Annotated in this window: 19 protein-coding genes and 1 pseudogene; 6 read left to right on the top strand and 14 right to left on the bottom strand. The window is 56.8% G+C overall.

Annotated elements, in window-relative coordinates; all coding sequences use genetic code 11:
* Positions 1 to 20 precede the first annotated feature (20 nt).
* Both dxs and ACOT1A_RS13090 read left to right on the top strand, forming a co-directional pair.
* Positions 21 to 1,883, top strand: coding sequence for a 1-deoxy-D-xylulose-5-phosphate synthase (gene dxs / locus ACOT1A_RS13095; protein WP_022647228.1), 1,863 nt, complete (start codon positions 21 to 23; stop codon positions 1,881 to 1,883).
* Between the two features lie 62 nt (positions 1,884 to 1,945).
* Complete coding sequence (locus ACOT1A_RS13090; RefSeq protein WP_063199735.1) at positions 1,946 to 2,920, top strand: aldo/keto reductase; 975 nt, start codon at positions 1,946 to 1,948, stop codon at positions 2,918 to 2,920.
* A 69-nt stretch (positions 2,921 to 2,989) separates the two neighbouring features.
* Here ACOT1A_RS13090 and thiL read toward each other — a convergent pair whose 3' ends face one another.
* From thiL to nrdR, 5 genes are all read right to left on the bottom strand, one after another.
* Positions 2,990 to 3,961, bottom strand: a complete 972-nt coding sequence (gene thiL / locus ACOT1A_RS13085) for a thiamine-phosphate kinase (protein WP_022647226.1) — start codon at positions 3,959 to 3,961, stop codon at positions 2,990 to 2,992.
* 77 nt (positions 3,962 to 4,038) lie between these two features.
* A complete protein-coding gene (nusB, locus tag ACOT1A_RS13080; RefSeq protein WP_006809908.1) occupies positions 4,039 to 4,458 on the bottom strand; it encodes a transcription antitermination factor NusB in 420 nt (139 codons plus the stop codon).
* Between the two features lie 21 nt (positions 4,459 to 4,479).
* Positions 4,480 to 4,950 carry a 6,7-dimethyl-8-ribityllumazine synthase gene (gene ribE / locus ACOT1A_RS13075; RefSeq protein ID WP_003859098.1) on the bottom strand — a complete coding sequence of 157 codons (471 nt, stop codon included), beginning with the start codon at positions 4,948 to 4,950 and terminating at the stop codon, positions 4,480 to 4,482.
* 87 nt (positions 4,951 to 5,037) lie between these two features.
* A complete protein-coding gene (gene ribD, locus ACOT1A_RS13070; RefSeq protein WP_276170047.1) occupies positions 5,038 to 6,141 on the bottom strand; it encodes a bifunctional diaminohydroxyphosphoribosylaminopyrimidine deaminase/5-amino-6-(5-phosphoribosylamino)uracil reductase RibD in 1,104 nt (367 codons plus the stop codon).
* Positions 6,142 to 6,145: 4 nt separating this feature from the next.
* Positions 6,146 to 6,595, bottom strand: a complete 450-nt coding sequence (gene nrdR, locus ACOT1A_RS13065; RefSeq protein WP_003859099.1) for a transcriptional regulator NrdR — start codon at positions 6,593 to 6,595, stop codon at positions 6,146 to 6,148.
* Positions 6,596 to 6,747: 152 nt separating this feature from the next.
* On the opposite strand from nrdR, the gene ACOT1A_RS13060 reads away from it, so the two are divergent.
* On the top strand, positions 6,748 to 7,287 hold the full coding sequence (locus tag ACOT1A_RS13060) for a DUF3251 domain-containing protein (RefSeq protein ID WP_022647224.1): 540 nt from the start codon (positions 6,748 to 6,750) through the stop codon (positions 7,285 to 7,287).
* A gap of 268 nt (positions 7,288 to 7,555) precedes the next feature.
* Entirely contained in the window at positions 7,556 to 8,440 is an 885-nt protein-coding gene (locus ACOT1A_RS13055; RefSeq protein WP_032621817.1) for a nucleoside-specific channel-forming protein Tsx, read from the top strand.
* A gap of 88 nt (positions 8,441 to 8,528) precedes the next feature.
* Here ACOT1A_RS13055 and ACOT1A_RS13050 read toward each other — a convergent pair.
* The 6 genes and pseudogenes from ACOT1A_RS13050 to queA all read right to left on the bottom strand — a co-directional run.
* A pseudogene (locus ACOT1A_RS13050) lies at positions 8,529 to 8,639 on the bottom strand (DNA-binding transcriptional regulator); the annotation flags it as partial.
* Between the two features lie 70 nt (positions 8,640 to 8,709).
* Positions 8,710 to 9,681 carry a protein translocase subunit SecF gene (gene secF, locus ACOT1A_RS13045; protein WP_003859105.1) on the bottom strand — a complete coding sequence of 324 codons (972 nt, stop codon included), beginning with the start codon at positions 9,679 to 9,681 and terminating at the stop codon, positions 8,710 to 8,712.
* Between the two features lie 10 nt (positions 9,682 to 9,691).
* Complete coding sequence (secD, locus tag ACOT1A_RS13040; RefSeq protein WP_032621613.1) at positions 9,692 to 11,539, bottom strand: protein translocase subunit SecD; 1,848 nt, start codon at positions 11,537 to 11,539, stop codon at positions 9,692 to 9,694.
* A gap of 27 nt (positions 11,540 to 11,566) precedes the next feature.
* A complete protein-coding gene (gene yajC, locus ACOT1A_RS13035; protein ID WP_003859109.1) occupies positions 11,567 to 11,899 on the bottom strand; it encodes a preprotein translocase subunit YajC in 333 nt (110 codons plus the stop codon).
* A gap of 22 nt (positions 11,900 to 11,921) precedes the next feature.
* Positions 11,922 to 13,049, bottom strand: coding sequence for a tRNA guanosine(34) transglycosylase Tgt (gene tgt, locus ACOT1A_RS13030; RefSeq protein WP_003859110.1), 1,128 nt, complete (start codon positions 13,047 to 13,049; stop codon positions 11,922 to 11,924).
* A gap of 53 nt (positions 13,050 to 13,102) precedes the next feature.
* The gene (queA, locus tag ACOT1A_RS13025) at positions 13,103 to 14,173 is read right to left on the bottom strand and encodes a tRNA preQ1(34) S-adenosylmethionine ribosyltransferase-isomerase QueA (protein ID WP_022647221.1); all 1,071 of its coding nucleotides are present in this window, start codon (positions 14,171 to 14,173) and stop codon (positions 13,103 to 13,105) included.
* A 92-nt stretch (positions 14,174 to 14,265) separates the two neighbouring features.
* Here queA and acpH point away from each other — a divergent pair, with 92 nt between their 5' ends.
* Positions 14,266 to 14,847, top strand: a complete 582-nt coding sequence (gene acpH / locus ACOT1A_RS13020; RefSeq protein WP_022647220.1) for an ACP phosphodiesterase — start codon at positions 14,266 to 14,268, stop codon at positions 14,845 to 14,847.
* Between the two features lie 127 nt (positions 14,848 to 14,974).
* Positions 14,975 to 15,577 (top strand): peroxiredoxin C, encoded by a 603-nt coding sequence (locus ACOT1A_RS13015; protein WP_003859113.1) that lies wholly within the window; start codon positions 14,975 to 14,977, stop codon positions 15,575 to 15,577.
* Between the two features lie 50 nt (positions 15,578 to 15,627).
* Here the strand turns inward: ACOT1A_RS13015 and ACOT1A_RS13010 are convergent, their stop codons facing one another.
* From ACOT1A_RS13010 to malZ, 3 genes are all read right to left on the bottom strand, one after another.
* Positions 15,628 to 17,007, bottom strand: a complete 1,380-nt coding sequence (locus ACOT1A_RS13010) for a DUF3999 domain-containing protein (RefSeq protein ID WP_276170046.1) — start codon at positions 17,005 to 17,007, stop codon at positions 15,628 to 15,630.
* Positions 17,004 to 19,613, bottom strand: coding sequence for a DUF2339 domain-containing protein (locus ACOT1A_RS13005; protein ID WP_155025678.1), 2,610 nt, complete (start codon positions 19,611 to 19,613; stop codon positions 17,004 to 17,006). The genes ACOT1A_RS13010 and ACOT1A_RS13005 overlap by 4 nt, the downstream gene beginning before the upstream one ends.
* Positions 19,614 to 19,703: 90 nt before the next feature.
* Positions 19,704 to 21,521: a maltodextrin glucosidase gene (gene malZ / locus ACOT1A_RS13000; RefSeq protein WP_276170045.1), complete on the bottom strand. Its 1,818-nt coding sequence runs from the start codon at positions 21,519 to 21,521 to the stop codon at positions 19,704 to 19,706.
* Positions 21,522 to 21,709 lie beyond the last annotated feature (188 nt).

The following is a 21,709-nucleotide window of genomic DNA, read 5'->3' as shown; positions in this document are numbered from 1 at the left end:
TATATCTCGATGAGCCTTTGATGAGTTTTGATATTGCCAAATACCCGACACTGGCGTTAGTTGACTCCACTCAGGAGTTACGTCTGTTGCCGAAAGAGAGTCTGCCGAAGCTGTGTGACGAGCTGCGTCGCTACCTGCTCGACAGCGTTAGCCGCTCCAGCGGCCACTTCGCCTCCGGACTTGGCACGGTTGAGCTGACCGTGGCGTTGCATTACGTCTATAACACGCCGTTCGATCAGCTGATCTGGGATGTTGGCCACCAGGCCTATCCGCACAAAATTCTGACCGGACGTCGCGATAAGATTGGCACCATTCGCCAGAAAGGCGGCCTGCATCCGTTCCCGTGGCGCGGCGAGAGCGAGTTTGACGTGTTAAGCGTCGGCCACTCTTCCACCTCCATTTCTGCGGGCATTGGTATTGCCGTTGCCGCCGAAAAAGAGAATAAGCAACGCCGTACCGTCTGCGTGATTGGTGACGGGGCGATCACCGCCGGGATGGCTTTTGAGGCCATGAACCACGCGGGCGATATCAAACCGGACATGCTGGTGATCCTCAACGATAACGAAATGTCGATCTCCGAGAACGTCGGCGCGCTGAATAACCATCTGGCGCAGCTGCTGTCCGGTAAGCTTTACTCGTCACTGCGCGAAGGCGGGAAAAAAGTCTTCTCCGGCGTACCGCCGATCAAAGAGCTGCTTAAGCGTACCGAAGAACATATCAAAGGCATGGTCGTGCCGGGTACGCTGTTTGAAGAGCTGGGCTTTAACTATATTGGCCCGGTGGACGGCCACGATGTGTTAGGTCTGGTGACGACGCTTAAAAACATGCGCGACCTGAAAGGCCCGCAGTTCCTGCATATCATGACCAAAAAAGGGCGTGGTTACGAACCGGCGGAAAAAGATCCGATCACCTTCCACGCGGTGCCCAAGTTCGACCATACCAGCGGTTGTCTGCCGAAAAGCAGCGGCGGAATGCCGAGCTACTCAAAAATCTTTGGCGACTGGCTGTGCGAAACGGCGGCGAAAGACAACACGCTGATGGCGGTGACGCCTGCCATGCGTGAAGGCTCCGGCATGGTCGAGTTTTCCAAAAAATACCCGGACCAGTATTTCGACGTCGCCATTGCCGAGCAGCACGCGGTGACCTTCGCAGCGGGCCTGGCGATTGGCGGCTACAAGCCGGTGGTAGCGATTTACTCTACCTTCCTGCAACGCGCCTACGATCAGGTGATCCATGACGTTGCCATCCAGAAGCTGCCGGTGCTGTTTGCTATCGACCGTGCGGGCATCGTGGGGGCTGACGGCCAGACGCACCAGGGCGCATTTGACCTCTCCTTCCTGCGCTGCATCCCGGACATGGTGATCATGACGCCAAGCGACGAAAACGAGTGTCGTCAGATGCTGTATACCGGTTACCACTATCAGGACGGTCCCTGTGCGGTACGTTATCCACGCGGCAATGCCCTTGGCGTTGAATTACGGCCGCTGGAAAAACTGGATATCGGTAAAGGTCTGGTGAAACGTCGCGGTGAAAAAGTGGCGATCCTGAACTTTGGTACGCTGATGCCGGAAGCGGCAAAAGTCGCTGAAACCCTGAATGCGACGCTCGTCGATATGCGATTTGTGAAGCCGCTCGATGAATCTCTGATTCTGAGCATGGCGGAAAGCCATGAGGTGCTGGTCACGCTGGAAGAGAACGCCATCATGGGTGGCGCGGGTAGCGGTGTGAACGAAGTGCTGATGGCGAACCGTAAAGTCGTTCCGGTGCTTAATCTCGGCCTGCCGGACCACTTCATCCCGCAAGGCACTCAGGACGAGGCGCGCGCCGACATTGGCCTGGACGCCGTCGGTATCGAAGCTAAAATCCGCACCTGGCTGGCCTGATCCCTCCCCTTTTCTGCTCCTGCTATGCTTAAACGTATTGTTTAAACAGCAGGAGCGGAACCATGCAATACACGACATTAGGAAAAACAGACCTCAAGGTGTCCCGGCTTTGCCTGGGCTGCATGACGTTTGGCGAGCCTGACCGGGGAAATCACGCCTGGACGCTGCCGGAAGAGAGCAGCCGCCCTATCATTAAGCGCGCCATTGACGGCGGCATCAACTTCTTCGATACCGCCAACAGCTACTCCGACGGCAGCAGCGAAGAGATTGTGGGCCGCGCCCTGCGAGATTTTGCCCGTCGGGATGAGATTGTGGTCGCCACCAAGGTGTATTACCCGTCAGGCGATCTGGCGGAAGGCCTTTCTCGCGCACAGATCCTGCGCTCCATTGATGACAGCCTCAGACGCCTGAACATGGATTACGTCGACCTGCTGCAAATTCACCGCTGGGATTACAACACGCCGATCGAAGAGACGCTTGAAGCGTTGAACGACGTCGTGAAAACCGGTAAAGCGCGCTACATCGGCGCATCGTCCATGCATGCCTCACAGTTTGCTCAGGCGCTCGATCTCCAGGCGCAGAACGGCTGGGCGCGCTTTGTCACTATGCAGGATCACTACAACCTGATCTACCGGGAAGAAGAACGCGAGATGCTGCCGCTCTGCTACCAGGAAGGCGTGGCGGTGATCCCGTGGAGCCCGCTGGCGCGCGGAAGGTTAACCCGTCCGTGGGGTGAAACTACCGCCCGGCTGGTATCGGATGAAGTAGGTAAAAATCTGTATGACGATACAGAAGCCAGCGATGCGTTAATTGCCGAACGATTAGCCGGGATCGCCGACGATATCGGTGCAACGCGCGCGCAGGTAGCGCTGGCGTGGCTGCTGAGCAAGCGCGGTGTCGCCGCGCCGATTGTGGGCACATCGCGGGAAGAACAGCTGGACGAGTTGTTGAGTGCGGTGGACTTATCGTTGACGCCGGAGCAGATTGCCGAGCTGGAGACGCCGTATCAGCAACATCCGGTGGTAGGGTTTAAATAAACAATTCAGGGAACAAAATCCGTAGGCCGGGTAAGCGCAGCGCCACCCGGCAATACAGAGCGCACAAAATTACGCGAAGTGATCGTACCCTTTCCAGTCAAGCGTAACCGGGGCACCGTCGCGGACAAACAGCAGCCCTTCACTTTCCGGCATCACCTGCCCGATGCAGGTAAATTTCGCCCCCAGATGCGCTAACGCCACATCCAGCGTCCCGCGATTCAGCTCGGGAACGGTAAAGCACAGCTCATAATCTTCCCCACCGGATAGTGCCCAGCGCAGCGCCTGTTCAGGATCGGCATGGCGACGCAACGGCTCTGACAGTGGGAACAGATCCAGATCGATCCGTGCGCCCACGCCACTGGCCTTCAGGATATGGCCGAGATCGGAGATCAGCCCGTCAGAGAGATCGATAGCAGAACTGGCCCGCTCGCGCAGCGCCTGACCGTGCAAAATACGCGGTGTGGGCCGCAGGTGGCGCTTCACCAGGTACGCCGCATCGTCAGCATCTTCAACTGCTAAACGGTTCTGAAGGATCGCCAGCCCGGCCGCGCTATCCCCCGGCGTACCGGTCACGTAGATCCAGTCGCCCGGTTTTGCGCCCGAACGCTTCAGCGCGCGCCCCGCTGGCACATAGCCGTGGATTGCCAGGGTCATCGACAGCGGCCCGGCGGTGGTATCACCGCCAATCAGCTGCATATCGTAATAATTCAGCTGTTCAAACAGGGCATCGCTGAAGGCTTCAAGCCAGGCTTCATCCACCTCCGGCAGGGTCAGAGCCAGCGTCAGCCAGGCCGGGTCGGCGCCCATTGCCGCCAGATCGCTAACGTTTACCGCCAGCGCCTTATACGCCAGGTCGGCAGGATCGATATCGGGCAGGAAGTGACGCCCACATACTAAGGTGTCGGTGCTGATTGCCAGCGTCTGTTTTTCGGGAATATTGAGAAGTGCGCAGTCATCGCCAATGCCGGTTTCAACATCAAGACGAGAGGTTCTGACACGGTCGAAATAACGGGCAATCAGGGAGAATTCGCCGCATGCCATACGTTATGCCTCAGCAAATAAAAGAAAAAACCGGAGCCGCACTGCCAAAAAGGCAATGCAAGACTCCGGTTTGCGGATCACTTTTTGTGGGGACGGATCGCAGGTGCGGCTTTATCCAGCACGCCGTTTACAAACTTGTGGCTGTCTTCAGCGCCGAAGGTTTTTGCCAGTTCGATCGCTTCGTTGATGGCCACTTTGTACGGCACATCATCACGTTTAGACAGCTCAAACAGCGCGATACGCAACACTGCTTTTTCGACCTGGCCCAGCTCTTCGAGCAGACGGGACAGGTATGGCTTCATCAGACCATCGAGATACGCGCTATTAGTCGCCACTCCCGACAGCAGTTCACGGAAGTACAGAACGTCAACGTCTTTCACGTCCTGTTCTGACAGGAACTGGTATTCAACATCAGCGATGTCGTTCTGGGACAACTGCCAGGAGTAAAGTGCCTGGACGGCACATTCACGGGCGCGGCGACGAGCAGCAGGTTTCACGGAATTCCCCTTACAAAAAAATCAGGCCTTGATGGCTTTCAATACATTGATCATTTCAAGCGCGGTCAGTGCAGCTTCTGCACCTTTGTTACCGGCTTTAGTGCCAGCACGTTCGATGGCTTGTTCAATACTTTCGGTGGTCAGCACGCCGAACGCGACAGGAATTTCAGCATCCTGTGCAACGTGTGCCAGACCGTTGCTTGCACCGCCCGCAACGTATTCGAAGTGCGCAGTGCCGCCACGAATAACGGTACCCAGCGCAATCACCGCGTCGTATTTACCGGTTTTCGCCAGTGCGCCCGCTGCCAGTGGCAGTTCGTAAGCACCTGGTACCCAAACGACGGTAATGTTGTCATCTTTAACCTGGCCGATACGTTTCAGGGCGTCAACCGCACCTTCCAGCAGGCTATCGTTGATGAAGTTGTTGAAACGCGCAATGGTGATGGCGACGCGAGCGTCCGGGGTAGCTACAGCAGCTTCAATAATGTTCATACTCTTCCTTTACGGGTTCATTTGGCCCCGCAGGGGGGCGGATTTTATCATAATACTTTGCGCACTGCTTCCCTATTTCAGGAGCAATTACGCTGTCGTTAAATGGAGGCAGACATCCGGACCTACCGGACGAATCTCGCTGAATGAGAGTTGCGGCGCATCGGCCAGTTTTTCAAGGCCGGGCAGCACAAACAGGCCGCGCGCGTCATTACCTAACAGTTTAGGCGCAACGTAGACCAGAAGCTCATCCACCAGCCCCGCCTGAAGCAGTGCGCCGGCGAGCGTCGGACCGGCTTCAACCCAGATGCTGTTGACCTGCTGTTTGCCGAGCAACATCATCAGCACCACGAGATCGAGATGCCCGTTATGTTCCGGCACCATAATGCTGCGCACGCCTTGCGGCCACTCGCGCGTATCTTCTTTGGTGCGGGCAATCCAGGTTTCCCCCGGCTGCTGCACGATGCGGTGTTCCGGCGTCACGCGGTTCTGGCTATCAATAATAATGCGCAGCGGCTGACGCAGGTTCTCCTGCGGATAGAGCGCCTGGGTATCGGCATTCAGCTCATCCCAGCGCACGGTCAGGACCGGATCGTCAGCCAGCACCGTTTCACTGCTGGTGAGAATAGCATGGCTTTGTGCGCGCAGACGTTGCACATCGCGCCTTGCCTGTGGCGAGGTGATCCACTGGCTCTCGCCGTTCGCCATCGCCGTGCGGCCATCCAGTGACGCGCCAAGCTTAAGCTGGATAAACGGGAAGCCGGTGCGCATACGCTTCAGGAAGCCTTTGTTGATGGCTTCGGCATCCTGCATCATCAGGCCGTGACTGACGTCGATCCCTTCCTGTTGCAGACGATACAGCCCGCGGCCCGCCACCTGCGGGTTAGGATCCTGCATGGCGGCGACAACGCGCGAGACTCCCGCCGCAATCAGTGCTTCGCAGCACGGAGGCGTGCGCCCGTGATGACTGCATGGCTCCAGCGTCACGTAAGCCGTCGCGCCACGCGCCCTCTCCCCCGCCATGCGCAGGGCATGCACTTCAGCGTGCGGCTCGCCTGCGCGGTAGTGAAAACCTTCACCCACGATCTCGCCATCTTTAACAATGACGCACCCGACATTAGGGTTAGGGTGAGTGGTAAACCGACCGCGCTGCGCCAGCTTAATGGCTCTCGCCATGTACATCTCGTCCTGCATAGGCTTAATCCTGTAAGCGGGCGATCTCTTCGCCAAACTCTTTAATGTCTTCGAAGCTGCGGTAAACGGAGGCGAAGCGAATATAGGCGACTTTATCGAGCTTTTTCAGCTGTTCCATCACCAGGTTACCGATCATTTTGCTCGGCACTTCGCGCTCACCTAGCCCCCGCAGATAAGATTTAATATGATTTAACGCCATTTCGACGTCATCGGAGCTGACGGGCCGTTTTTCCAGCGCCTTGAGCATCCCGCTACGCAGTTTTTCTTCATTGAACGGTTCGCGCACATCGTTACTTTTTACCACGCGCGGCATTACCAGCTCTGCCACCTCGAAGGTGGTAAAACGCTCGTTGCACACCAGACACTGCCGACGACGACGCACGGAAGACCCTTCGCCTACAAGACGTGAGTCGATGACTTTGGTATCCACAGCGGAGCAAAATGGGCAATGCATACGATGTCCCTGTTATCTGGTTAACTGATTTCTATTTTACCCTGAACTGGCCCGACAACAAAGGAAGAGCTTTTTGAGACAAAGGATCTATGCCTGACGCCACTATCCTGTCTACCATTGCAGCTATGTGTGATTTCAAGGAATTAAACGCAATGACAAGACGTTACCTGAAAATAGTGCTGGTTGGGAGCCTGTTCACGCTCAGCGCCTGCGCACAGCAAAGTGAAGTTCGCGAGATGAAACAAAGCGTGAATACGCTCAATGTGGCGATGGACAAACTTAATAAAGAAACCGTAAAGATCACCCAGCAGAACGCGCTGAATGCCAAATCCAGCAATGGCGTTTATTTATTGCCGGGCGCAAACACGCCCGCGCGTCTGAACAGCCAGATTGGCACGCTAAGGATGTCTCTGGTGAATGTTGCAGCGAATGCTGATGGTACGCGCGCAACATTACGCATTCAGGGTGAATCCAACGATCCGCTTCCCGCCTTCAGCGGCACCGTAGAGTGGGGCCAGATTCAGGGCACCACCGAGAGCTATCAGGAGGTGAATGTGAAGAATCAGCTCTTCACCGCCCCCGCCAGCACGCTGGCACCGAGCGATGTTGATATCCCGCTCCAGCTGAGCGGACTGACGCCAGAACAGTTGGGCTTTATCCGCATTCACGACATTCAACCTGCCGCGCAATAACCCGCCCTTTTAGCGGAGTGAAATGTCACTCCGCTAACATTTACATTTCGTATGGATTGGCAACATAAATGATTGCCGCTACAATCCCGGCCGTTTAAAGTACGCAAACGTGAACGCAATCGATTACGTATGTGAGAGATATGTGAAACAACACATATTTTTGTGAGCAAGGATTCCTATAATAGGCTCCGCAGAAACACGAAATATTTAGAAACGCAATTCGCGCATTTTTCACTCCCGGAAGGGAATTTCAATCAGTGGCATGATTATGAAAAAAACATTACTCGCAGCTGGCGCCGTGCTGGCACTGTCCTCCTCTTTCACTGTTAACGCAGCGGAAAACGACAAACCACAATACCTCTCCGACTGGTGGCACCAGAGCGTTAACGTGGTAGGCAGCTACCACACCCGTTTCGGGCCGCAGATCCGCAACGATACCTACCTGGAATACGAAGCGTTTGCCAAGAAAGACTGGTTTGATTTCTACGGCTACGTCGATCTGCCGGTATTCTTCGGCGGTAACTCCGATGCGAAAGGTATCTGGAACAATGGCTCCCCGCTGTTCATGGAAATCGAACCGCGTTTCTCTATCGACAAACTGACCGGCACCAGCCTGGCGTTTGGTCCGTTCAAAGAGTGGTACTTCGCGAACAACTACATCTATGACATGGGTCGCAACGATTCTCAGGAACAGAGCACCTGGTATATGGGTCTGGGTACTGACATCGAAACCGGCCTGCCAATGAGCCTGTCACTGAACGTGTATGCGAAATACCAGTGGCAGAACTATGGCGCATCAAATGAGAACGAGTGGGATGGCTACCGTTTCAAAGTGAAATACTTTGTGCCAATCACTCAACTGTGGGGCGGTAACCTGAGCTATATCGGCTTCACCAACTTTGACTGGGGTTCAGACCTGGGCGACGATAACTTCTATGACAACAACGGGAAGCATGCTCGTACCAGTAACTCCATCGCCTCCAGCCACATTCTGGCGCTGAACTACGATCACTGGCACTACTCTGTTGTTGCGCGTTACTGGCACAATGGTGGCCAGTGGAACGACGACGCCAGCCTGAACTTCGGCAACGGCGACTTCAGCGTTCGCTCTACCGGTTGGGGTGGTTACCTGGTCGTGGGTTACAACTTCTAACCTGTGCGGACTTCGCCCGGTGGCGCTGCGCTTGCCGGGCCTACGATCCGAATGTAGGCCGGGTAAGGCGTAGACGCCACCCGGCTTTTTACTGCTTCACCTTCCGCAAAAAATTTGCCAGAGCTCTGTCCGCACTTTCGCTAAAACGTCTCTCCGTCTGCACAATATTGAGGCACCTGTCGAACCGGAAGCCGCGGTATGCATACTGTCAGGAATAGACAAAAAAAATCCCGGCCAGCAGGCCGGGATTTCAATACCGCATAAGACTCTTACGGCAGAATGGACGGCTGATCCGCCCCTTCTTTCTCGACTTTCTGCTGGATCAGATGCTCGCGCTTCATGCCCAGCTTCAGCGCCAGCGCGGACGCGACGTAGATAGACGAGGCCGTACCGATAGACACACCGATCAGCATGGTCAGCGAGAAGCCTTCCAGCACCGGGCCACCGAACAGGAACAGCATCAGGATCACCATCAGGGTGGTGCCGGAGGTGATCAACGTACGGTGCAGCGTCTGGGTCAACGACACGTTAAAGATTTCGTACGGCGTGCCGCGACGGATCTTACGGAAGTTTTCACGAATACGGTCAGATACCACGATACTGTCGTTCAGTGAGTAACCGATAACGGACATCAGGGATGCCACAATCGTCAGGTCAATCTCAATGTGGAAGAGAGACAGTATGCCCATGGTGATCACCACGTCGTGCGCCAGAGCGATAACCACGCCTGCCGCCAGTCGCCACTCAAAGCGGAAACCGACGTAAATCAGAATCGAGATCAGCGCCACCAGTAGCGCCATCGCACCGGTCTGTGCCAGGTCAGCACCAACGCTCGGGCCGACAAACTCAATACGCTTGACCGTTGCATCCTGGCTGGTCGTTTCGTTAATAACCTGAACGACCTTGCTGCCCAGCTCCTGGCTGCCGTTGGCATCGTGTACCGGCGGCATACGCACCATGATGTCGCGGCTGCTGCCGAAGTTCTGTAGCAACGGCTCTTCAAAGCCCGCTTTTTGCAGAGACTCACGCATCTGGTCCATATCGACCGGTTTTTCCAGGGTAATTTCGATCACCGTACCACCGGTGAAATCCAGACCCCAGTTAAAGCCTTTCACGCCCATAATGACGATGGACAAGATCAGCAGAAAACCTGAAATGCCGAAGGCCCAGTAGTCCCAGCGCATAAAGTCCCAGACTTTACGGCCGTGGTTCAATTGTTCAACAGTATATTCCTGTGCCACAACGCACTCCTCAGATAGACAGCTTTTTGACGCGCTTGCCGCCGTACAGCAGGTTCACGATGGCACGGGTGCCGACAATAGCGGTAAACATCGACGTTGCGACACCGATACCGGTAGTAATCGCAAAGCCTTTGATCGCGCCAGTACCCACTGCATACAGGATAAGAACCTTAATCAGTGTTGTTACGTTCGCATCGAAGATGGAGCTGAACGCCCCTTTGTAGCCTTCTTCAATCGCCTGCTGTACAGAACGACCGTTGCTCAGCTCTTCTTTAATACGTTCGTTTATCAGTACGTTGGCGTCGACCGCCACCGCAAGGGTTAGAACGATACCCGCGATACCCGGCATGGTTAGCGTCGCCCCCGGCAGCAGGGACATGATACCGATGATCAGCACCAGGTTGGCAATCAGCGCGGAGGTCGCAATCAGGCCGAACTTCTTATAGAAGAAGATCATGAAGATGATGGACACCGCCAGACCGGCCAGACACGCTTCCAGACCCTGCTTGATGTTCTGCATACCCAGGGTTGGACCGATGGTACGCTCTTCAACAATCTGAATTGGCGCAATCAGCGCACCGGCACGCAGCAGCAGAGAGAGCTGACGCGCTTCGTTCGGGTTGCTGATACCGGTAATACGGAAGCTGTTACCCAGACGAGACTGGATGTTGGCGATGTTAATCACCTCTTCCTCTTTCACCAGCACGGCACGGCCATTGGCATCTTTCTTACCGCTGTCTTTGTACTCCACGAACAGGGTCGCCATCGGCTTGCCGATGTTGTCCTTGGTGAAGTTAGACATGATGTTGCCACCTGCGCTGTCCAGCGAGATGTTAACCTGCGGCTGGTTGTACTCATCCTGGCTTGAAGTGGAGTCGGTGATATGGTCACCCGTCAGGATCACGCGTTTGTACAGCACAACCGGCTGGCCTTCGCGGGTCTGTTTCACTTCGGAATCGCCCGGCACACGGCCTGAAGCCGCAGCAGCCTGGTCAACGTTGGCGTTAACCAGACGGAACTCCAGAGTCGCCGTCGCGCCCAGAATCTCTTTCGCACGGGCGGTATCCTGGATACCTGGCAGTTCGACCACGATACGGTCAGCACCCTGACGCTGTACCAGTGGCTCAGCCACGCCCAGCTGGTTTACACGGTTACGCAGAATGTTAATGTTCTGCTGAACGGCGTACTCACGTGCTTCACTCAGACGCGCGTCGGTCATTACCGCACGCAGCTGGTTGCTGCCCTGAGAGGTGATCACCAGATCGCGGTGACGCTGAGACAGATAGGTCACAGCCTGATCGCGTGCCGCGCTGTCGCGGAACGTGATGCTCATGCCGTAGTTATCTTCTTTACGTACGGTGGTGTACGGAATGCCTTTATCGCGCAGATCGCTGCGCAGGCTGTCGATATTCTGTTCCTGTAGCTTGCCGAGCGCGGTATCCATATCCACTTCCATCAGGAAGTGAACGCCGCCACGCAGGTCAAGACCCAGTTTCATTGGCTCTGCGTTCAGCGCAGCCAGCCAGCGTGGGGTTGCAGGAGCAAGGTTAAGCGCCACGACATATTTATCACCCAGCACGCCCATCAGCGCTTCACGTGCGCGGAGCTGCGTGTCGGTGGTGTCGAAGCGAGCAAGAATTGCGCCCTCTTCCAGTGCCACAGACTTAGCGGTAATTTTTTCTTCTTGTAACGTTTTCTGGACCTGGATCAGCGTTTGCTCACTGGCGGCGACACCGCGCGCGCCAGTGATTTGAACGGCCGGATCCTCACCATACAGGTTGGGAAGCGCGTACAGCAGGCCGACGATAATCACGACGACCAGCATGATGTACTTCCACAAAGGATAACGGTTTAACACGGCAGTTCCCTTTGGGAAAAGTTGGGATTACAGCGCCTTCATGGTGCCTTTCGGCAGAACGGCAGCTACGAAGTCACGTTTGATAACCACTTCAGTGGTGTCGTTCAGGGCGATAGCAATGTAGCCGTTTTCCGCTACTTTGGTTACGCGACCCACCAGGCCACCATTGGTCAGGACTTCATCGCCCTTCGCGATGGAGTTCATCAGGTTTTTGTGCTCTTTAGTACGCTTCTGCTGTGGACGCAGGATCATGAAGTAGAAGATCAGACCGAACACAACCAGCATCAGAATCAGAGACATCGGGCTGCCCTGCGCTGGTGCACCCGTTGCTGCTACCGCATCAGAAATAAAAAAGCTCATTCAAATTCCCTCATTATTAAAATTAATCAACGTTCAACGGTGGAACATCCCGCCCCTGACGTTGGTAGAAATCGGTCACGAAGCTCTCTAATTTACCCTCTTCGATAGCCTTACGTAAACCAGCCATTAAGCGCTGATAATAACGAAGATTATGAATGGTATTGAGACGCGCCCCCAAAATCTCGTTGCAACGATCGAGATGATGCAGATACGCGCGAGAATAATTGCGACAGGTATAGCAATCGCACTCGGAATCGAGCGGGCTGGTGTCACTCTTATGCTTCGCGTTACGGATTTTCACCACGCCATCGGTAACGAACAGATGACCGTTACGTGCGTTTCGGGTTGGCATAACGCAGTCGAACATATCAATGCCGCGACGTACGCCTTCCACCAGATCTTCTGGTTTACCCACACCCATCAGGTATCGTGGTTTATCCGCCGGGATTTGCGGGCAGACATGCTCCAGAATACGGTGCATATCTTCCTTCGGCTCACCCACAGCCAAACCGCCGACAGCGTAGCCATCAAAGCCTATCTCTACCAGACCTTTAACCGAGATATCGCGTAAATCTTCGTAAACGCTGCCCTGGATAATGCCGAACAGCGCATTTTTGTTTTGCAGGGAGTCAAAACGGTCGCGGCTACGCTTCGCCCAACGCAGGGACATCTCCATGGAACGTTTGGCATAGTCCCAGTCCGCCGGGTATGGCGTACATTCGTCGAAGATCATCACGATATCGGAGCCGAGATCGTACTGAATCTCCATAGACTTTTCCGGATCGAGGAAGATTGGATCGCCGTTGATCGGGTTACGGAAGTGTACGCCCTGCTCGGTGATCTTACGGATATCGCCCAGGCTGAAGACCTGGAAACCGCCGGAGTCGGTGAGGATGGGGCCTTTCCACTGCATGAAGTCGTGCAGGTCGCCGTGGAGCTTCATGATCTCCTGGCCTGGACGCAGCCACAGGTGGAAGGTGTTGCCGAGAATAATCTGTGCGCCAGTGGCTTCAACTTCTTCCGGCGTCATTCCTTTTACGGTGCCGTACGTGCCCACAGGCATAAACGCGGGGGTTTCTACCACGCCGCGATCAAACACCAGGCGACCGCGACGCGCGCGGCCATCGGTGGTATCGAGTTCAAATTTCATTTTTTCTCCGACGTCAGAAAAACAGTCCAACGTTGTAACACGGTGCCGCGGACTTATTCCCCGACACGCTCATTCAAAGCCTGCGGATTGTACGTGATAAACATCGCGTCACCGTAGCTAAAAAAGCGATATTTTTGTTCTACCGCAGACTTGTAGGCGTTCATCGTATGCTGATACCCCGCAAACGCGGAGACCAGCATAATCAGCGTCGATTCAGGCAGATGGAAGTTGGTCACCAGCGCATCAATGACTTTGTACTGATAGCCCGGGTAGATAAAGATCTGCGTATCGCCAAAGAAGGGCTCAATCAGCTCTTTTTTCGCGGCCTGCGCAGCGCTCTCAAGGGAACGTACCGACGTTGTACCGACGGCCACGACGCGGCTACCGCGCGCTTTCGCCGCCAGCACCGCATCAACCACCTCCTGCGGCACTTCGGCATACTCAGAGTGCATGATGTGGTCTTCGATGCTGTCCACGCGCACCGGCTGGAACGTCCCCGCGCCGACGTGCAGCGTCACGAAGGCCATCTCAATACCCTTGGCGCGCAACTTTTCCAGCAGCGGTTCATCAAAGTGCAGGCCCGCCGTTGGCGCCGCCACTGCGCCAGGCTTCTGGCTGTAGACGGTCTGATACAGCTCGCGGTCGGCTTCTTCATCCGGGCGTTCAATGTACGGCGGCAGCGGCATGTGGCCGATGGCGTTGAGGATATCAAGCACCGTGCGCTCGTCGTTAAACTCCACCTCGAACAGCGCGTCGTGACGCGCGGTCATGGTCGCTTTGATGCTCTCGTCATCACCCAGCAGCAGTTCAGCGCCCGGCTTCGGCGCTTTGGATGCGCGAATATGTGCCAGAATACGTTTATCATCGAGCATACGTTCGACCAGCACCTCAATCTTGCCGCCGCTGGCTTTACGGCCAAACAGACGCGCTGGGATCACGCGGGTATTGTTAAAGACCAGCAGATCGCCAGGGTTGAGCTTGTCGAGCAGATCGGTGAAAGTACCGTGCGTCAGCGCGCCCGTTGGCCCGTCCAGTGACAGCAAGCGACAGCTGCTACGCTCAGGCATGGGGTAGTGAGCAATCAGGGATTCAGGTAGTTCAAAGGAGAAATCGGCGACGCGCATGACGTATACTCGTGACTTAAAAACAGGCGGCATAGTCTAGTGCTCACACCCATTTGCTGCAACAACTAGCCGCCACCGGACAAATAAAACGCATGAATTTTCTCGCTCACCTGCATCTCGCTCACCTCGCGGACAGCTCCCTCTCCGGCAATTTGCTGGCCGATTTCGTACGCGGCAACCCCGCGGAAGATTATTCCCCCGAGGTTATCGACGGGATTTTTATGCACCGCCGCATCGACGTGCTGACCGATAACCTGCCGGAAGTGACGGAAGCCAAAGCCTGGTTCCGCCCCGAAACGCGACGCGTGGCGCCGATCACGCTCGACGTCATGTGGGATCATTTCCTGTCGCGCCACTGGTCCCAGCTGTCGCCTGATATGTCGCTGCCTGAGTTTGTGCGCTACGCCCACGCGCAGGTGTCGATCATTTTGCCGGACTCCCCACCGCGCTTTGTGAATCTGAATAACTATCTGTGGTCTGAACGCTGGCTGGAGCGTTACCGCGAGATGGATTTCATTCAGAACGTGCTCAACGGCATGGCCAGCCGTCGACCGCGTCTGGACGCGCTGCGCGACTCCTGGCACGACCTGGACAAACATTATGACGCGCTGGAAACGCGCTTCTGGCAGTTCTACCCGCGCATGATGGCGCAGGCGAAAAATAAAGAACTGTGATGCCGGTTCGATTGATAGGTAAAAGCTGGTGTAACGATTGTTACCACCTCTTTGTCTTATTCCCGCGCTGCCTCTATACTGGCCCGCGTTGCGTTCCAAATAACCTTAGTATCTACAGGAGAATCATATGGTTCTGGTAACTCGTCCGGCTCCGGATTTTACAGCTGCCGCCGTTCTGGGCAACGGTGAAATCGTTGAAAACTTCAACTTCAAACAGCACACCAACGGTAAAGCGACCGTTCTGTTCTTCTGGCCAATGGACTTCACTTTCGTTTGCCCGTCTGAGCTGATCGCGTTCGACAAACGTTACGAAGAATTCCAGAAGCGTGGCGTGGAAGTGGTTGGCGTCTCCTTCGACTCTGAATTTGTACACAACGCATGGCGTAACACCCCTGTCGAAAACGGCGGCATCGGTGCGGTGAAATACGCGATGGTTGCGGACATCAAACGCGAAATCCAGCAGGCTTACGGTATCGAACATCCGGACGCTGGCGTTGCGCTGCGTGGTTCTTTCCTGATCGACGCGAACGGCATCGTTCGTCACCAGGTTGTGAACGATCTGCCGCTGGGTCGTAACATTGACGAAATGCTGCGCATGGTTGACGCGCTCCAGTTCCACGAAGAGCACGGTGAAGTGTGCCCGGCTCAGTGGGAAAAAGGTAAAGAAGGTATGGCGGCTTCCCCAGACGGCGTAGCTAAATACCTGTCTGAGAACGTATCCAGCCTGTAATCGGCACGGTTTACGAAAAAAACCCGCGACTACGCGGGTTTTTTTATGGCTTATGCTGCGCCGTCTTTTTTTACCTCGCGCCAGATGCGCCATGCCATACCCGCAAGCACCATCACCCCGACGATCAGTACGCCCCAGACCATCAGCGTTTTCATTCTGCTTTCCTGCTCAGCCGCAGACGTCGCGGTTAAACGCGCCTCGCCGCCCAGCGGGACAGGTTCCAGCGTATCCGCCATCGGCAGGGCTGCCAGATCGTAGGTTTTACGCAGTTCGGTCGGGATCAGCATATCCGTCTCCACGCTTGCCGGTTTCGCAGCCCCGTTCCCCCACGCAAGCAGATACGGCCCCTTCCCCTGCGCGTTGAACACCAGATCATAGCGCACGCGTTGCCCGATCACGCCCGGCAGGTTCTCTGGCAAACGCGCATTGAAGGTCTTGATTTTTACCGCCTCGACCAGCCCGCCCGGGAGCGGAACAGGTTCAGACGTTTTGCCGCCGAGCTGGTAGATCACCTCTTTTTTCAGCGTATGCCACCGATCCTTGTCAGCCCCCCGCCAGGCTATTTCTGCCGGGAGAACGCCGTCACCATTCAGCATGAAGGCGATCGCACTCAGAGGCTGCGGATGCGTCCAGCGCCACACGGCTTCGCTTTCGGATAGCCGCTCCCCCTCTCCCGCCAGGCTAATGTGCTCTGATTCCGGCTGCGCAGGAGCGTTAATCGCGTTGACGCCGGTTAACGTCAGGGCTGAACGCCCCGTGTTCAGCACCAGCAGCAGATAGCGATTCGCCTCAGGAGATAACACCAGATCGGTATCGATGCGGTCGAGCTTCAGGCGATCCTGTCCACTCATCACGTCCAGCAGGGGCATCTCTTCGCGCAGGGTATACCAGTTTTTTAGATCCTCGCTGTAATAGACCGATGCCGTCCCCTGCCACGAGCCCTGCGGCGTGTCCCAGAAAAGCTGGAGCTGAGAGAGCGGAACCTCCGTCGCGTTTTCCGGCAGGGTCAGCAGATAATGCTGTCCGGCAGCCGCCGCGTGTTGCCCTTCCAGCACAATCTCCACGCCGTTTCTGGCACGTAACATAATTTTATCGCCACTGCCCTCTTCCCCGCCCGTCGAGGCGTTAAGCGCAAAGAGGCGCAGCGCCGTGGTGGTCGGTGCTGGCTGCGGACGCGTCGTGGTAACCAGGCTGAACGGTACCGGCTCGCCCGACTGATTAAACACGCGCACGTCGCGCAGATCGGGCGATGTGCTCTGCTGATAAACCGCCAGCGGCAGCATGACCCGATACCACGGCGAAGAGGCAGAGGTATCAAGGGACAGGCCATAGGCATAATCCCGCGGGGATTCCACCGGCGCGCCCTCGCTGAATGCCGGACCGGCGACGGCCAGCAGTGCCGCACAAACAACCGATTTCATCCATTTCATTTTTCTTCTCCTGCTTTAGGCGGTAGCGGCGAGAAATAGCCCACAATCAGGACCAGGATCGCCACGCCAATAAACGCGACAGCACGCGCCAGGCCGCCACCGCCCGCGCTGTCCACCAGCATCAGTTTGAGCATGACCACCCCCAGCAGCACCGCACCGGCAAGCCACTGCTGACGGGAGGCCTGACGGGTGGCGCGGATCATGACCACCAGCGCGCAGAACATCCAGAACAGGGCAAAGGTGGTCTGGATAAGCCGCGAATGCCACAACGACTCCATATTCCAGGCCACCTCGCCGTACCACGCCAGCGCGCGCAGCAGCGCGCCGTTTAGCCACCAGAAGCCAAGCGCCATCAGCACAACGGCGGACCACGGTCGGGACTGCGCAAGCGATGCCGGATAGTGGCGATCCACTGCCCGATAAAACACCACCAGCCCCAGCAGCGCGAACGACGCCCCTTCCTCAAGCGGGTTCACCAGCGGCAGCCAGGTCTGTCGATAGACTACCCCGTCCTGGAAATTAGTCACGACCAGCAATACCACCAGCGCCACAACCACAGGGATCACGGCAAGGCAGGCGTAGAGCGCAGGCCATACCCGGAACGGCCACCCGCGACGCCGTACGGCCGCGGAGAGCGCCATAATCACCCCACCGCCGACAGCCATCGCAATGCCGCTTCCCCAGGCCGCCATGCCCCATGGCAGGGAGCGGGCAAACCAGTAAAGCTCGGCGGCCATGGCGAGTAAAATCATCCACAACAGCGACAGATGCAGCCCCATTGCGATGCGCGGAAGAAGTTTATCTTCGTCGCGCCGCAACAGCATCAGGGCGGCAGGCAGCGCAATAGCCCAGGCCAGATTTGCCCAGCCGGCTGCCAGGATCTGCTGTTGCCAGACCTGATAAAGCACCATCAGCAGCATCACCGGCCACAGCAGCCATTTGCTGGCATCCAGCTCCCGCCATGCCAGACGAGCAGCAGCCTGCCGCCATCCCCAGGCCGACGCCGCCGTCAGCGCCAGCACGCCCGCCAGAACCGATAATTCTGTCTTGAGGATCAGTTGCGACGCACCCAGTTGCGCCACTAACCAGAACAGCAGCCCACCGACCAGCAGCGCCCAACTACCCGGCAGAGAGATTTTTCGCCACAGCCAGGCCGCAGCCACCCAGCAAAGACTGAGCACTGCGAAAATAAGCAGCAGGCTCAGGGAGGTGACGCCGTCCATCTGCGCCCATATCGCGCTGCCGAGCGCCAGCACCAGCAGCGCCGTCCCGCTATAGCTCATACGCCGCTGCTGCTGTTGCACGCCCAGCCAGAGGATACCCAGCCCCTCCAGCGCCCAGGCCATCGCCGTCCAGCGCGCCGAAAGCGCCAGCGGAATGGCAAGCGTGGCAAACCCGCCGCCAATCGCCAGCGCCGCCATAATCAGTGGTCGCCCAATGGAGGGGTAACGTCGCAGCGCGAGGAACGCCAGTGAGAGATAAAACGCACCATAACCCAGCGCGCTGAGCGCCGGGCCGTACGTCCAGTGCGACGTCATGCCGTACTGCATCCCAAAACCAATCAGCGGCGGTGCAAACAGCAGTACGCCGTCAATAATCTGTTTGCCTTTTTCCTGCGCCCGCAGCGACAGCGCTACGCTAAACACGCCAAAAATAAGCGTATTGGCAATCAGGAACAGCTGACAGATAACATAGTTTTCAGGCTGGTAGTTGCTCAGCCCCCACACTCCGCCAACGCCAAACGTGAAGAGCAGCCCGAGCAGGTTGAGCTCGCGCCAGTGCTGCCAGATGCTGATGACGAGAATGCCGATGGAGAGCAGAAGATAGAAGGAGAACAGCGCCACAAAGCTACCGCCCCCGGTAGACAGGAGCAGCGGCGCAAGATATCCGCCCAGGCTCGCCAGCATGGCAAGGCTCAGCGCCTTTTGCAGCACGGCCAGCCCGACGCTCGCCGCACAAATCACCACCAGCAGCGCAAACGCCAGCGTCATCGGCAGCATCTGCCACAGCCGGAATGCGCCAAAGACGGTCAGGTAAAGCACGCCGGTCGCCCCGCCCTGGAGGATCAGCGCGTAGATCCGCTGCCTGTGCCGCAGCCGCCATCCAACGGCCAGCAGAACCATGGCAAACAGCGCCGTGGCGGCAAGACGCAGCTCAAGCGGAAACAGTGAATGTTCAACGGTATAGCGCAGCAGGAAAGAGAGGCCGAGGAAGAGCAGTACAATCCCCAGTTTTGCCAGCGGATTGCCCTGCATAAACCAGCGCGTCAGCGAGGACAGGATGCCGCCAAAGGCGGAAGGCCGTTTTGCCGCCGGGACAGGCGCAGGTTCTGCTTCAGTGACGGGCGGTTCGGGACGCCAGGGATCGACAGGTGCGTTAACGGCCTCTGGCACCGGCGCTGGTGTTTCCACTGGCGCGGCGGTCTGCACCGGCTCCGGCGCTTTCTCAGCTACACCGTGCTGCTCAAGCGCCTCAATGCGCTGGCGAAGCCGGGCGATCTCCTGCCGCGCCGCCGTGCTTCGATTAAAGCCTATCACCGCAAGCACGGGGGCCACGACCAGCGCAAAAACCAGGAACAAACAGCCAAGGATGTAAAGCTCGTCCATGTTTCCACCTTCACCGTAAAAGATCCGTTAAGATTGACACAAATAGTTGCATTTGCGCCATCTAAAAGGTGAAAACCATGCTGCCTGCGCTTAGCTGCCGAACCAGACCGTAGCGGAGATCGCCGGCAGCGTGAGCACGCTCTCCTGTAACGTCGCTTTCCCCTCTTTGCTCTTCCACGTTTTACCGGCCAGCAGCGGTGAATCTTCCAGCACCACTTCACACGCCTCGCCCCGGTTGATCGCCACCAGCACACGCTGCTGGTTGTAGACGCGGACAAATACCACCACATTATCTTGTGCGTACATCACCTGACAGCCCCCGTAGCGCAGGGCCTGGCTCTGCTTGCGTAGTGTCGCCATACGCTGGTACAGGCTGAACAGATCCTGATCCTGCTTTTCAGGCTCCCATGGGAAGGTTTTGCGGCAGAACGGATCGTTGTTACCGTCCAGCCCCACTTCATCTCCGTAATAGATGCACGGCACGCCCGGCCAGGTGAAAAGCCAGGTCACCGCCAGCGGCAGACGCGCCACATCTTTACCCAGCAGCGATTTAAAGCGCGCGGTATCGTGGCTGTCGAGCTGGTTAAACATCCGAAGCTGCTGCTGATGAGACAGGCCAGCGCGATAGTTCTCCATCCACGCCATGCAGGTTTCAGCGTCAATATTCTGTGGATCGTAAGAGATATCGGTGTTAGCGAGGAAGCCCCACAGCGGGAAGGTGAAGCCGCGATAATTCATCGACGCGTCTTCTGCATCTGCCTGCAACCACTGACGCGCGTCGCCAAAGTGCTCCCCGAAGACGAATGCTTCCGACCGGGCCGCTTTTGCCGACCGGGTAATGGCGGCGACATGCTGAAGGTTATTCCGCGCCCCGCCTGCTTCACCCAGCATATGCACCACGTCCAGCCGCCAGCCGTCCATATTCCACGGCGCTTTCAGCCAGTGGCGCACGATGCTGTCTTCGCCGCCGTAGATTTCATTCACAAGCGTTGACGACTGGAAATCGAGCTTCGGCAGACTCGGGTAGCCCAGCCAGTCCAGGGCGCGGCCATTCTCGTCAAAACTGTACCAGTCACGCTGGGGGGAGTCCGGATTATGGCATGCGCCGCCCATCGACTGATTGTGACGGTCGAACCACGCATGAGAATCACCGCTGTGATTGAACACGCCATCAAGGATCAGGCGCATACCCTCTTTTTGCGTGTTGTGGCGCAGCCGCAGCAGCGCCTCGTCACCGCCAAACTGCTCGTCAACGTGGCGGTAGTCCTGCGTATCGTATTTGTGAACGCTTGGCGCTTTAAACACCGGGTTCAGGTACAGCGCCGTCACGCCGAGCTTTTTCAGGTATGGCAGTTTTTCGCTGATACCGTCGAGATCGCCGCCGTAAAAGGTCGATCCCCCCGCCTGGGCGGTCAGCGGCTCGTCCCATTTTTTCAGAATGATGTCGTGACCGACCGCATGATGGTAATAAACCTTGTCCTGATCGGCGGTGCGCTTTTCACTGCGCGCAAAGCGGTCCGGGAAAATCTGGTAAAAGACCTGATCGTTAACCCACTGCGGGCCGTTATCCGGGTGATCCACGGCAAACTGCTCCAGCCTGGCCGGAGGGAAACGGCTGAAGCCCTGCGGAGTAAACCACAGCTGGCGGTTGTTCCACAGCAGCTTGAAGCCGTAGCGGCGACGCGGCTGTCCGCTGCGCAAATCGATATTCGCCCGCCACGCCGTAATACCCGGCTGAGGCTGGCTGCGCACCTTGTGCATTTTCAGCGATGTCTCTTCGTTATCCACTTCGGCGCGCAGGGTCACACGTTCAGGCTGATTTTCCCCTGCCAGCCAGAGCGTAATCACAAGGTTGTCTTTGTTTTGCTTAACAAATGGGGCAACCGGAAGGTGCCAGGCGTTTAACATCACGAATCCCCTTTGATGAAATTGACGTCACCTTGCCACAGGGTTGTTAAGGATAGCTCACCATGATGGGATTTATTGGGGGAGGAGGACGGGGGAGGAGGCATCAGTGCGGCCTGATGCCCTCACCCTAACCCTCTCCCACGGGGCTGAGGGATCCCCAGTAATTTTTTTATGCAGAAGCAATAAAG

It is taken from the genome of Enterobacter cloacae complex sp. SYL003, assembly GCF_049236925.1.
GTDB lineage: Bacteria > Pseudomonadota > Gammaproteobacteria > Enterobacterales > Enterobacteriaceae > Enterobacter > Enterobacter intestinihominis.
Note: the sequence above shows the minus strand (reverse complement) of the source record. Positions and strands in the feature narration are given on the sequence as shown.